Genomic DNA, 13,994 nt, shown 5'->3' with positions numbered 1-13,994 from the left:
CTGTACTTTTACAGCCGAATACAAAAAAGAAACAGATAAACGTCGTGATCAACACATTAACATCTTTACGAATATTCTTTGCCTTGATGGTATTCGGAGCACATTGCTATGTTCTGGATACAAGTTTCGATGCCCACTTCTTTAAAGAAGGATTTGTTGGAGTCAGTTTCTTTTTTGTCCTCAGCGGGTTTATTATTGCCTACAATTATCAGGAAAAACTGCTGACAAAAACGACTACTAAACGCACGTTCTGGGTAGCACGCATTGCCCGCATTTATCCCCTGCATCTACTTACACTATTAATAGCCGCATGTATAGGAGGATATGTTCAATATAGCGATACGACGGACTGGATCAAACACTTTGTCGCCTCTACCTTTCTGTTACAACCCTTCTTCCCCTCTGCCGATTATTTCTTCTCTTTCAACAGTCCTTCATGGAGTTTGGGGTGCGAACAGTTATTTTATTTCTGCTTTCCTTTCGTGATTCCTTTCTTAAACAGCAGGCGAAAACTATTGGTTATACTCTCAATCTGTCTTCCGGTCATGCTGGCAGGTATGTATCTGACTGCCGACGAACAAATCAAGGCATATTGGTATGTCAATCCCATCACCCGCCTGCCGGACTTTTTTGTGGGAGTATTACTTTATCAGATCTATCAGGCATTACATAATAAAAAGATTTCTTATTCCACGGGAACATTGTCAGAAGTAGCATCCGTCGCTTTATTTCTTCTTTTTTATCTTTGTGCCGCAGATATACCTAAAGTATACCGTTATTCTTGCTATTACTGGTTACCTGTTTCTCTGATGATACTCATCTTTGCCTTCCAGAAGGGAGGTATATCCCGGCTATTATCCAATCGGTTTCTGATAATAGGTGGAGAAATCAGCTATAGTTTCTACCTGATACATTTGTTTATTATACTCACATATACGAAAATGGCAGCGCTCTATCAATGGCAGGTGTCATGGATGATCAGTGTTCCCCTTATTTTCGGTATCACCATTACACTTAGTTTACTTTCTTACTATTATTTCGAAAAGCCCGCCAATAAATGGGTAAAACGAATACTAACTAAAAAACAATCATAAATCAGCCCCATGGAATTATTAAAAAAGACACCACGAATTGAAGTAGTAGATGCCCTCAGAGGATTTGCAGTTATGGCCATCCTCTTGGTACACAATCTGGAACATTTCATTTTCCCTGTTTATCCGGAGAGTTCTCCCGAATGGCTTAGCGTTTTAGATGCCGGAGTGTTTAATGCAATATTCTCATTGTTTGCCGGAAAATCTTATGCCATATTCGCCTTGCTTTTCGGATTTACTTTCTATATCCAATCGCATAATCAGCAGTTGAAAGGAAAAGATTTCGGCTACCGTTTTTTATGGAGACTGGTTTTACTTGCCGGTTTTGCCACTCTTAACGCGGCTTTCTTTCCGGCTGGAGATGTTTTGCTTCTGTTTGTTGTTGTCGGTATCATACTATTTATTGTACGCAAATGGAGCGATAAGGCTATTTTAATCACCGCTATCTTATTCTCATTACAGCCTATTGAATGGTTCCATTATATAATGAGTCTGTTCAATCCTGCCTATACCCTGCCCGATCTGAATGTCGGAGCCATGTATAGCGAAGTGGCAGATTACACCAAAAACGGAACTTTTTGGGAATTCCTCATTGGCAATGTCACATTAGGACAGAAAGCGAGCTTGTTCTGGGCCATTGGTGCCGGACGTTTCTTACAAACTGCCGGACTTTTCCTGTTCGGTCTGTACATCGGACGCAAAGAACTGTTCGTCACTTCAGAGTCTCATCTGAAATTCTGGACCAAAGCACTGATCATTGCAGCTATCAGTTTCGCTCCGCTTTACTCTTTGAAAGAGCAGATCATGCAAAGTGACAGCAGCCTGATTCAACAGACCGTAGGGACAGCTTTCGATATGTGGCAGAAATTCGCATTCACCATTGTACTGATTGCCTCCTTCATCTTACTTTATCAGAAGGCTAAGTTCCAGAAAACCGTTTCCAACCTGCGCTTTTACGGAAAAATGAGTCTGACTAACTACATCACACAATCTATTATGGGAGCTATCATCTACTTCCCATTCGGATTTTATCTGGCTCCCTATTGCGGATATACGCTCAGTCTGATTATCGGAATCATTCTTTTCCTATTACAGGTACAGTTCTGTAAATGGTGGCTGTCGAAGCACAAACAAGGACCATTGGAAACCATCTGGCACAAATGGACTTGGTTGGGAGCTAAGAAATAATGAAGAAAGCAGGCCACGAAGTACACACAAACTACAAACGAACAACTTATGAAAATGAAACGTTACGTATCACTCTAAAGCATCAACAAAACCGTGTATCCCCGTAGCCTGCATGTTTAAATTGAGATGATTTAGATAGAACAAGATTTCCATAAGAAGGATTAGCAAGGGAACTTAAAGAATGCAAAGGAAATGAAAGACCGATGAAAAGGCGGTTACATAAAAGAAACGCCTCCATAATCTTCGAGACTATGGAGGCGTTATTTATTGTTTCTCTATTCTGAAATATCAGAAGAAGAACGGAATCAAATACCTAATGACTTCTTTACTGCTTCAATCTTTTCCATTGCAGCAGCATCAGCAGAAGCGAAACAGTTGCGACAACCCATTTCTCCTTGTACTTCCATATAGAATTTGATCTTCGGTTCTGTTCCCGACGGGCGAACTGAAACTTTGCTTCCGTCTTCAGTGAAGTACTGGAGCACATTAGATGTTTCCGGCATATCAAGGTCAGTCACCTTGCCTTCTGCATCTGTCTGTTTCAGCGTCTTATAGTCTTTGCTCAGGATCACCTTGGAGCCACCCAGTTCTTTCGGAGGATTAGCACGGAAGTTTTCCATCATAGCTTTGATTTCTTCAGCACCGCTCTTGCCCGGTTTCACTACGTTCACTGTGAATTCTTTGGAGAATCCATATTCTACATAGATATCCAGCAACAACTGGTACAATGACTTACCGTTATCTTTTGCCCAAGCAGCTACTTCTGCAATCAGACAGCAAGCTGATACGGCATCTTTATCACGTACGAAGTCTTCGGCAAGGAAACCGTAGCTCTCTTCACCACCACCGATATATTTCTTTTTGCCTTCACGCAGACGGATTTCACGTGCGATCCACTTGAATCCGGTGTAGCAGTCGAGCATTTCGATGTTATTCTTATCAGCAATCTTCTTGATAAGTTCGGTAGTAACGATAGTCTTCACACAGAACTCATTACCCTTGATCTTACCCAATTGTTTGTACTGAGTCAGAATATAGTAAAGATACATCATACAAGTCTGGTTACCGTTGATCAGTACCCATTCTCCCTTGTCGTCCTTGCAGGCGATACCTACACGGTCGGCATCCGGATCGGAAGCCATCACAAGATCGGCATCAATTTCTTTAGCCAGATTGACAGCCATAGAAAGCGCTTCGGCATTTTCCGGATTCGGAGATATTACTGTCGGGAAGTTACCGTCTTTGATCATCTGTTCGGGAACAGTAAATACATTTTCGAATCCCCACATCTTCAAAGCGCGCGGAATCAACATCATACCTGTACCGTGAATCGGAGTATAAACGATCTTCATATCCTTATGACGGGCGATAGCTTCCGGATCAATAGAAACTGTCTTCACCATATCGAGGTAAATCTTGTCAATATCTTCACCGATGATCTGAATCAGATCCGGGTTCCCCTTGAACTTGATATCAGCAGCGGAAGCGATATTATTCACTTCATCAATGATACCAGCATCGTGCGGAGCCAGTACTTGCGCACCATCATCCCAGTATGCTTTGTAACCGTTGTATTCTTTCGGATTGTGAGAAGCAGTCAGGATAATACCGCTCTGGCAACCGAGGTGACGGATTGCGAAAGACATCTCCGGAGTCGGACGCATATCATCAAACAGATATACTTTGATGCCATTAGCTGAGAAAATGTTGGCTGAAGTTTCAGCGAACAGACGGCTGTTGTTACGACAGTCGTGACCAACCACTACAGAAATCTGAGGCAGATCTTTGAAGTTCTTCTTCAGATAGTTGGAAAGGCCCTGTGTAGCAGCACCTACCGTATAGATATTCATGCGGTTGCTACCTACTCCCATGATACCACGCAAACCACCCGTTCCAAATTCAAGATCTTTGTAGAATGCTTCGATCAATTCGGTTTTATCTTCGTTCTCCAACATGCGTTTCACTTCAGCCTGAGTTTCGGCATCATAAGCCGGGGTCAGCCATTTTTCGGCTTTCTCAGTGACCTGCTTGATAAGTTCCTGATTTTCCATTTCGATTATTGTTTATTGGTTAATGATTATTTCTCTATTCTCTGTCAATCCTTGAATATATGCCAAGTCTTGAGCACACAAATGTAAAAGAATAAGTTTATAAATCCTAGTTATTTAATGAATAATTGACAACTATTTCACCAAATATCTCTCTCCTGTCTGCTTCACATATTCCTCCAGAAACTCCTTCGGATATCCCGGACGAATGACACCGGCAGGCTGTCCGATAGAATTCCGTTCAAATTGTCCGTCCTTCACGCGCTTCACTACTCCGTCGTTGTACTTCACAATCAGGAAAGTGCCCAGTTGCTTCCAAGTATCAAAAGTACTCTGGGCGGTCATATTAGTATAGTTAGTCAGGAAAGCAATTGCGGCATTCTTATCTTTTGCCAGCAATTTGGCAGCCATTTCTTCAATACCTTCCTGCGCATTATTAAAGGTCGTTTCCATCTCTTTCTGAGTTGCACGCACGTCACCGATCATCAGATCATAACGTGGATAGACCATATTAGACACCCAGTTGAAAATCCAGAAAGCGGAATTCCAGGAGAAAGTGATGTAATCTGCGCCATCTACACGTGTATAGCATAACGGAGCTTTCGTCGTACAGCAATAAACAGGAGTAAATACGGCCATATTCGCATCGTCCACTCCAAACCAAAGAACTCCGCCTATGGGGTCCGGCTTGTTGGCACGCATTTGTGCAACAAATACGAAGCCACTTTGTTGAGTCGAAATCGGACGTTCGTTAAAATACTCCTTATCACCTACCTTGAAATTCAGTGGAGAAAGGCGGTACGGGGTTTTATAAGGACCGGCACCGAAATCATTGGAAATATCAAGCGGTGTTCCTTCGTAGTGGTCACGCATCATATCTTTCACGTCCTGTACGGAAAGTTTACGGTTCGGCTTTACGAAAAGAGGCATCGGAGTATCTGTCTTTCCTTCGATATAAGGAAGATAGTCATTTCCATGGTCAGTATATTTATTGAAATAGCTCCACACACGGGCTTCGCAGAAGCGACGGGCACCGAAATCAAGGGGCGCATAAGCCTCAGCAAAGCTGAAATCCTTGTTCACTCCATTGAAGTAACCTTTCTCGCGAGCGAAGGAAATCACATCCGGAGAAGTGATACAGTTTTCTTTGTCGTTCATGTCAAACTGATGAATACGGGATTGATTGGCATGAGCCGAAATACAGTCATCCGGTACACGTACAGCCACCCAGACGGCACCACGTACCCCCGGCCCCTTACCGATCATTTCCATAATCCAGATTTCATTCGGATCGGCAATCGTAAACGATTCCCCTCCACTATAATAGCCATATTGCTGTACCAAATCAGTCATGATACGGATCGCCTCGCGAGCAGAACGTGAACGTTGCAATCCGATATAAATCAGACTTCCGTAGTCGATGATTCCGGTAGAATCTGCCAGTTCCGGACGTCCGCCGAAGGTGGTTTCACCGATAGTCACTTGAAATTCATTCATATTGCCAGTCACATTATAAGTCTGGCGTGCCTGTTCGATTTCGCCCAAATACTTACCCGTATCCCATTCATAGACTTTCAACATCGTCCCTTTGGGATATGTAGCAGCCGGATAATGATAAAGCTCACCAAACAGGCCATACGAGTCGGCCGAATAGGAAACAATAGTCGAACCGTCAGTCGAAGCATTTTTGCCGACAATCAGGTTCGTACAAGCGAAAGAATTCGCCAAAGCCGCCAAAAACAGGACAGCAGATAGAATGATTCTTTTCTTCATATATAATACATTTTAATAGTTTACCAAACAAAGGTTTCCTTCGAAACGGTCTGATTTCCACAAGCATCCGTGACAGTCATTTCTACGGTATGCTTGCCGCCTTTCTTCACATGTTTCGGGTCAAGCACACATTCCCAGTAAGACTTTACAATATTGGGACGACCGAAAAGTGCATATTCACCGTCAATCGTTCCCCGATAGGAAGCGATACCTGCTCCTTCATCTTTCAGCCGATAGACAATCTTTCCGTTTCGTCCCCACAAGTTCTTGTTAACAGGTATAATTTCCGGAGGAACAGTGTCCAAAGCAACCGTATATGTGCCCAGTTCACGAATAGATGCTTTCATAAATCCATCTTCGTACTTCCCTCCTACGCTGTATTTAGTCCCTTTAGGGGTCACTCGCGCCACGTAATATTTCGTAGTGTCCGCCACTGGTTTGCGCCGCAATCCGATTCGCAATTCACAGCTTGCATGTAGCGGGACCGGCTTATCATTCAACTGATAGGTAAATGCGACCGCTCCGCTATCCGCTTTTATCTGATATTGAAGAGGTACATTATCATATAGCATTCCCTTCGGAACAACCAGACTCAACCCCGGTTCCTGCAGATAATTCGTCTTATCCCAGGCAAAGAAGTATTTTTCCCGATGATTCAATGGTTCAATCGGCTGTTTCTTGCCACGTACCGTAAAGTGATAGCGGGAAGTATTGCCAAAAGCATCTTTCAATGTATATTGAAACTGATAATCCCGTTCTTCGTCAATCGTTACCAAACCACGGTTATCGTTCGAGGCTTTCAACAACCGTAATGTATTTCCGGGATCAATAAAGGATTTCATGTACTGCCCATACGTCCAGGAGTTTATCATTCGGTTTTCTTCCTGCGAAAAGCGGTCTACGGTGCTACGGAACACTTCTGTACCATCTACTGTAAGTACTACGGAATACACTCCATAATGATTATTTACCCCGTCCATGTAGTCATACGCTTTGATACCTGTGCCGATTACCCCCCATGCTTCCACCGGATGTTCACTGTTCGGCAGAATCGTTTTATTTTCCTGACTTCCACTGACCACTCCTTTGCCAAGCTGCGGAAAAAGCATGATTCCATCCGCTTTCGGGGCACGTGTATCTTTCAGATTCTTTTTAAAGAAAGGCATAGGATCGATATAGTCTCCCGTCTCCGTCTCGAACACATCCAGATGAAGATGCGGTCCGAATGAGTATCCGGTATTCCCACTCAACGCAATCCGCTGTCCGGCTTTCACCGGATATTCATCGGGTTCGGGGATGATTTCTACTTCCCAGTTCTCATTTTCATATTGAAGTTTCTTTACCCTTTCGGCAATAGGAGACAGAAAAGCGCTCAAATGGCGGTTGATAGTGGAATAGCCGTTGTGATAGCAGACGTCAAGCACATACCCCGAACCATTGGTAACACGTATACGTGAGATATACCCGTCAGCAAGTGCCCGAACCGGTTTGCCGATTGTTCCTCCCGTCTTAAAATCTAATCCGCCATGAAAGTGATTGGAACGAATTTCTCCGAAGTTTCCACTCAATGTAAGGGGAAAGTCGAAAGGTGGCACAAAGGCAGCCTGCTTTTTTTCCTGTGCATACCCCTCCACGCAACAGGCCAATAATAAAGCAGCAATATATCTTTTCATTATCTTCTTCACTTTTTTACTCCTGCAAATGTACATTATTCCAACTAGATTACGAAATATCCGGGAAGAATGATAGCAGATGAACCTAGTTAATAATTCCTTTTATTATTATATTCGCAACTAAACTGTAATCATTATATTATTAATATTATTACTTTTGCGGCTGTTTTTAATAATAATTAAAAGTAAAAGGACTTAATGAGAATGTATGTAAAGGTAATGGCAGCGGTCATTGCATGTATATTGCTGAGTGGAGAAGCGTACTCAGCACTTGCAACTACCCCTGCTACAGAAAATCTGAGTTGGTTCAAAAAGAAAAAGAAAAAAAATTCAGAAGAAGAGAGAGTAAAAAGCGACTACGAGAAATTAGTGGAAGGCAGCAGTGTTAAAAAAGGGATGTTTGCCGTTTATCAAAAAAAGAACGATTATTATTTTGAGGTTCCCACATCATTGCTAGGGCGCGATTTACTTGTTGTCAACAAGTTACAACGAGTACCGGCTGAATTGAACGATGCTGGAGTAAACCGGGGTGTAAATTATGAAAATCAAATGATTTGCATGGAATGGGACAAAGCAACCGGGAAACTGATGTTCCGCCAACAACGCCCGTTACCTCTGGCTCCTCAGACGGATGCTATTTTCCGTTCGGTTAAGGACAATTTTATATCACCGCTTATTGCCGCATTCAAGATAGAGGCTGTCAATCAGGACTCTACAGCATTGGTGATCAAGATCAACGACATCTATGACGGTACGGAAACCAGCATTAATAATGTATTTACCAATATCAATCTGGGAACATCGACTATTAAAAATCTATCACGTATCTTATCCGTGAAATCCTTTCCGAACAATGTAGTTGCCACTTCCGAGCTAACTACTAAAGTGACGGAAGGAACAACAAGCGTATATGTAACGGTAGAAGTCAGTTCTTCTATCCTTCTGCTACCTGAAACTCCAATGATGGGACGTTTTGATAATCAGAAAATAGGTTATTTCACCAATCCGCTATTGAGTTTCAGCGATGCACAGCAAAGAACGGATAAAAAGCAGTTTATCACCCGTTGGCGTATGGAACCCAAACCGGAAGACCGGGAGGCTTACCTGAAAGGAAAGGTGGTAGAACCCGCCAAACCAATCGTATTCTATATTGACAATTCCACACCTTATCAATGGCGCAAATATATAAAAAGAGGTATTGAAGACTGGCAGATCGCTTTTGAAAAAGCCGGATTCAAGAATGCAATCATCGCCATTGAAGTTACCGATAGTATGGAAATAGATATGGATGACGTGAACTATTCCGTACTGACCTACGCAGCTTCAGAAAAGAAGAATGCGATGGGACCTTCTTTGTTAGACCCCCGTTCCGGAGAGATTCTGGAAGCAGACATCATGTGGTGGCACAATGTGCTCTCTATGGTAAGCGAATGGATTACAGTACAGACCGGAACTGTTTGCCCGGAAGCACGCAGCGTGCAGTTGCCGGATTCACTATTGGGTGATGCTATCCGCTTTGTTGCCTGCCACGAGGTAGGGCACTCTTTGGGATTGCGTCACAACATGATGGGATCGGCAGCGTTCCCAACTGATTCCTTACGTTCCGCAACGTTCACTTCCCGATTAAATTCCACCGCTTCTTCTATTATGGACTATGCCCGCTTCAACTACATAGCCCAACCGGGAGATGGCGTGAAGGTTCTTTCCCCGCATATCGGTCCTTACGATATCTTTGCCATCGAATATGGATATCGCTGGTACGGAAAAAATAGTCCGGAAGAAGAAAAAGATATCTTATTTGATTTCCTGAGCAAGCATACCGACCGTCTTTATAAATATAGTGAAGCACAGGATGTACGTGATGCCGTTGATCCACGTGCACAGAATGAAGATTTAGGCGATGATCCCGTACGTTCTTCCTTACTTGGCATTGACAACCTGAAACGCATCGTTCCGCAAATCCTTCAATGGACTACTACCGGAGAAAAAGGGCAGACTTACGAAGAAGCCTCACGCCTCTATTACGCAATTATCAATCAATGGAACAACTATCTGTATCACGTACTGGCCAACATTGGTGGCATCTATATCGAAAATACAGTCATAGGAGATGGTGTACAGACCTACACATTCGTTGAGAAAGAGAAGCAACAGGCTTCCTTGAAGTTTCTGACAGATGAAGTACTGACTTATCCTAAATGGTTGTTCGATACGGAAGTAGGAAAATATACCTATTTGCTCCGTAACACCCCGGTTGGACAACAAGAAAACGCCCCGACGCAGATACTGAAGAATGCACAAGCCTACATCCTTTGGGACTTGCTTGGCAACACCCGTCTGATGCGTATGATTGAAAATGAATCAGTCAATGGAAAAAAAGCGTTTACCGTAGTGGAACTAATGGACGGACTCCACAAGAATATTTTCGGCATTACCGAACGAGGAGGTATTCCCAATGTGATGGAACGCTCTTTGCAAAAAAACTTTCTGGATGCATTACTCACAGCTGCCGCAGAGCCCGAAGCTGTGAAAATCAATAAAAAGATTGCAGACGATCATTTCTTGCTCGATCATGCCACTCCTTTCTGCAGCTGCTATGCGGCCGAACAACGTTCGCTCCGACAGGAAGATAAAATGGGAGCTCACCGAGTTCTCAACTTCTACGGCAGCCAACTGAATCGTATCTCGGATGCAATATCCGTGAAACGCGGAGAGTTACTGCGGATTAAGAAATTATTGCAGAGCCGCCTCGGAACGTCTGATACAGCAACACGTTATCATTACGAAGATATGATTTTACGTATCAATACAGCTTTAGGTATTAAATAATTCGATTCAATCACTTACGTTTATTTACAATTAATGAATAAAAAACATCTTTGCATTATTATATGCTTCCTTGTTAACGCACTGGCAATGGCCAGTGCGGCTAATCGCACTATCACCGGGGTAGTAATCTCCGGTGAAGATAACGAACCGTTGATTGGTGCTTCGGTCTACGTTCATACGGATGAACTGAAAAAGGCAGGAGCATCCCAGACATCGCTAGGTACTATTACAGATATCGATGGTAAATTCTCTCTTTCCGTTCCGGATAAAGTAACCCGTATTCATTGTAGCTACATCGGATTTGAAGAACAAGTTATAGTTCTTCAGGGCGACAAAAAAAGCTACCGAATCGTACTTCAAACTTCAGCACATACATTGGGAGATGTAGTTGTAACAGGATATCAAACCCTAGAACGTAGAAAATTAACAGCTGCGATCTCTAAAGTTGAAGTTTCGGATGCTATGGTAGGTGCTGCAAAAAGTATTGACCAGGCGCTGACAGGTCAAATAGCCGGTGTATCCGTAACAAACACTTCCGGTGCACCAGGATCACCTGCCAAAATTCGTATTCGTGGTACTGCATCAATGAACGGAACACAAGACCCATTGTGGGTACTGGATGGAATTCCTCTGGAAGGAACAGATATTCCCAAAATGGACAATAAATCTTCTGATAATGATATTGTCAACATCGGTCAATCATCAATCGCCGGATTAAGTCCAAACGATATCGAAAGCATTACCATACTGAAAGATGCAGCAGCAACCGCCATTTATGGTGCTCGCGCTGCTAATGGTGTAATTGTAGTTACTACAAAAAGAGGTAAAACAGGAAAGCCTGTTGTCAATTTTAATACAAAATTAACCTATACTCCTAATTTGGAGACCTCCCGCCTTAATCTCCTAAATTCTGAGGAAAAAGTAAACTTGGAACTTCAAATGATGAAAGAAGCACCTTTCAATAAATGGGGATTTTATCCGATACCTGTATATTCAGAAAAAGGAGGAGTAGCCGCTATATTAAAACAATACAATCTAATGGATATTTATCGGGAGAAAGGCTGGGAAGGGCTTACTTCTGAAGCTCAAAACGCAATCAACCGCTTAAAAAGTATTAATACTGATTGGAATGATATACTATTCAGAGATGCCATTACTCAAGAATATAATATCAGCATTTCCGGAGGTAGCGAAAAGGTGACTTATTATAACTCCCTTGGCTACACTCTCGAAAACGGGAATATTCCGGGAGTAAGCTTAAGTCGTTTTAATCTGACGAGCAAAACCTCTTATCAGATCAATAAATTACTGAAAGTAGGTGTTTCTATTTTTGCAAATAGACGTAAAAACACCACCTTTCTGACAGATACCTATGGGCTTACTAATCCTGTCTATTATTCCCGTATTGCCAATCCTTATTTCGAACCATTCGACAATAATAACAATTACTTGTATGATTATGATGTCGTAACAGGTAGCATGCCCGATCTTTTACAAGGATATAATATTCTGGAAGAACGTGAAAATACCAGTAATAAATCAATTACTACCGCTATTAATAGTATTTTCGATATAGAACTTCGCTTTAACGACCAATGGAAAGTTACTTCACAAGTCGGTGTACAATGGGATCAACTATCCCGGGAAGAATATGCCGGTACTAACAGTTTCAATCTGCGTAACCAACGTGAAAACTCTGCATATTACAAAGGAAACGACCGTATATATCTCATACCGGAAGGCGGGATGCTCAAATCGACCAATTCTACGACTTCCCAAATTACATGGAAAGTTCAGGGCGAATACAAGAACACATTCAATGACATCCACAACATACAAATAATGGCGGGATCAGAAATCCGTAAAAATTGGTACGAGAATCAAGCATCTACCGGATATGGATATGACCCCAAAACATTAACGTTCAAAAACCTGGAATTCAGAGATTCCAAACAAGCCAATGAATGGAAACTAAAGACTAAAAGTTTTAAGGAAAATGCTTTTGCGTCTTTCTACGCCAATGGTTCTTACACACTGATGGATCGCTACACTCTGGGAGGTAGCGTCCGCATGGATGGCTCCGATCTCTTCGGTGTAGATAAAAAATATCGTTATTTACCTATTTACTCAGTCAGTGGACTGTGGCGTATCTCAAACGAACCGTTAATTAATCAGTTCAAATGGATTGATAACCTTGCTCTCCGTTTGTCTTATGGTTTACAAGGGAACATTGACAAAAACACTTCACCCTTTATCGTTGGTACTTATGGAAATATAAGTATCTTGCCCGGTTCAAATGAAGAGAGCATCACTATCAATAGTGCTCCGAACAGTAAATTACGCTGGGAAAAAACAGCCTCTTATAATACCGGAATAGATTTCTCTGTATTTAATCAGGCTATCAACCTAAGTGTAGACTATTATTACAGAAAAGGCACCGATCTCATTGGTAACAAAATGCTACCATTGGAAAATGGATTTACCAGTATGGCTGTCAACTGGGCAAGTATGAAGAATCAAGGTATCGAAATAAACTTGCAAACACGTAACATTGCAACTAAAGATTTCTCATGGTATACTTCATTTAACTTTGCATACAACCAAAATAAGGTTTTGAAAGTGATGACTGAAAAGGATCAAGTAACTCCAAGTCTGGAAGGGTATCCGGTTGGCGCTATTTTCACCCTAAAAACCAAAGGGATAAAATCAGAGACAGGACAGATATACATTGAAAATAAAGATGGAGAAGCTGTCACTATTGAGGAACTATTCCAAATGGCAGACAAAGGAAATTTAGACGGAGAATACAGCATTGGCGTAGATAAAGAAACAGAGAGAGGTTTTTATAGTTATGCCGGAACGTCCGATGCTCCCTACACCGGAGGATTCATGAATACATTTAATTACCGTAACTGGGAACTGAACTTAAATTTCTCTTATAACTTAGGTGCACATGTAAAAACAGATCCTACTTATTACATAGCAGATCCCGATCCGGGACGCAATATGAATAGGGATATATTAGATAGATGGACACCAGAAAATAAAAATGGAAAGTTTCCTGCATTAACTAGCCTAAATACTAATCCGGCTGACTATTATTTATTCAGCACTCGGAGAGATCTCTACAAATCGCTGGATATATGGGTCAAAAAGTTAAGTTACATACGTTTACAGAACATACGCCTGGCCTATCATTTTCCTTCCGAGTGGCTGCATAAACTAAACATCGGTGGAGCAACTGTAGGTTTGGAAGCACGAAATCTCTTTGTTTTTGGTTCCAGTTACAAAAACTACATGGATCCGGAGTCAATGAGCAATCTTTATTCAACGCCGGTTCCTAAATCAGTTACTTTCAATCTAAGTCTTAACTTTTAAACAAGAAAAATATA

7 protein-coding genes are annotated in these 13,994 nt (G+C 42.1%); 4 read left to right on the top strand and 3 right to left on the bottom strand.

Annotated features, from left to right (window positions below; genetic code table 11):
* Positions 1–44 precede the first annotated feature (44 nt).
* On the top strand, positions 45–1,094 hold the full coding sequence (locus tag KTR07_RS18545; RefSeq protein WP_008767966.1) for an acyltransferase: 1,050 nt from the start codon (positions 45–47) through the stop codon (positions 1,092–1,094).
* A gap of 9 nt (positions 1,095–1,103) precedes the next feature.
* On the top strand, positions 1,104–2,279 hold the full coding sequence (locus KTR07_RS18540) for a DUF418 domain-containing protein (RefSeq protein WP_008767965.1): 1,176 nt from the start codon (positions 1,104–1,106) through the stop codon (positions 2,277–2,279).
* Positions 2,280–2,584: 305 nt separating this feature from the next.
* Here KTR07_RS18540 and KTR07_RS18535 read toward each other — a convergent pair whose 3' ends face one another.
* The 3 genes from KTR07_RS18535 to KTR07_RS18525 all read right to left on the bottom strand — a co-directional run bounded on the left by KTR07_RS18535 (position 2,585) and on the right by KTR07_RS18525 (position 7,773).
* On the bottom strand, positions 2,585–4,330 hold the full coding sequence (locus KTR07_RS18535; RefSeq protein WP_008767964.1) for a phospho-sugar mutase: 1,746 nt from the start codon (positions 4,328–4,330) through the stop codon (positions 2,585–2,587).
* Positions 4,331–4,462: 132 nt separating this feature from the next.
* On the bottom strand, positions 4,463–6,100 hold the full coding sequence (locus tag KTR07_RS18530) for a C69 family dipeptidase (protein ID WP_008767963.1): 1,638 nt from the start codon (positions 6,098–6,100) through the stop codon (positions 4,463–4,465).
* Between the two features lie 20 nt (positions 6,101–6,120).
* Positions 6,121–7,773, bottom strand: a complete 1,653-nt coding sequence (locus tag KTR07_RS18525) for a M23 family metallopeptidase (protein WP_008767962.1) — start codon at positions 7,771–7,773, stop codon at positions 6,121–6,123.
* A gap of 198 nt (positions 7,774–7,971) precedes the next feature.
* On the opposite strand from KTR07_RS18525, the gene KTR07_RS18520 reads away from it, so the two are divergent.
* Both KTR07_RS18520 and KTR07_RS18515 read left to right on the top strand, forming a co-directional pair.
* Positions 7,972–10,602: a zinc-dependent metalloprotease gene (locus KTR07_RS18520; RefSeq protein ID WP_113748335.1), complete on the top strand. Its 2,631-nt coding sequence runs from the start codon at positions 7,972–7,974 to the stop codon at positions 10,600–10,602.
* Positions 10,603–10,635: 33 nt separating this feature from the next.
* Positions 10,636–13,980, top strand: coding sequence for a SusC/RagA family TonB-linked outer membrane protein (locus KTR07_RS18515; RefSeq protein WP_217315476.1), 3,345 nt, complete (start codon positions 10,636–10,638; stop codon positions 13,978–13,980).
* The last annotated feature ends 14 nt before the right edge of the window (positions 13,981–13,994 follow it).

It is taken from the genome of Bacteroides sp. MSK.20.82 (assembly GCF_019052485.1).
Classification (GTDB): Bacteria; Bacteroidota; Bacteroidia; order Bacteroidales; family Bacteroidaceae; genus Bacteroides; species Bacteroides thetaiotaomicron.
Note: the sequence above shows the minus strand (reverse complement) of the source record. Positions and strands in the feature narration are given on the sequence as shown.

Coding starts and splice junctions, on each gene's coding strand:
- KTR07_RS18540 (WP_008767965.1), top strand. CDS start 1,104: ATGGAATTATTAAAAAAGACACCACGAATTGAAGTAGTAGATGCCCTC.
- KTR07_RS18535 (WP_008767964.1), bottom strand. CDS start 4,330: ATGGAAAATCAGGAACTTATCAAGCAGGTCACTGAGAAAGCCGAAAAA.
- KTR07_RS18530 (WP_008767963.1), bottom strand. CDS start 6,100: ATGAAGAAAAGAATCATTCTATCTGCTGTCCTGTTTTTGGCGGCTTTG.
- KTR07_RS18525 (WP_008767962.1), bottom strand. CDS start 7,773: ATGAAAAGATATATTGCTGCTTTATTATTGGCCTGTTGCGTGGAGGGG.
- KTR07_RS18520 (WP_113748335.1), top strand. CDS start 7,972: ATGAGAATGTATGTAAAGGTAATGGCAGCGGTCATTGCATGTATATTG.
- KTR07_RS18515 (WP_217315476.1), top strand. CDS start 10,636: ATGAATAAAAAACATCTTTGCATTATTATATGCTTCCTTGTTAACGCA.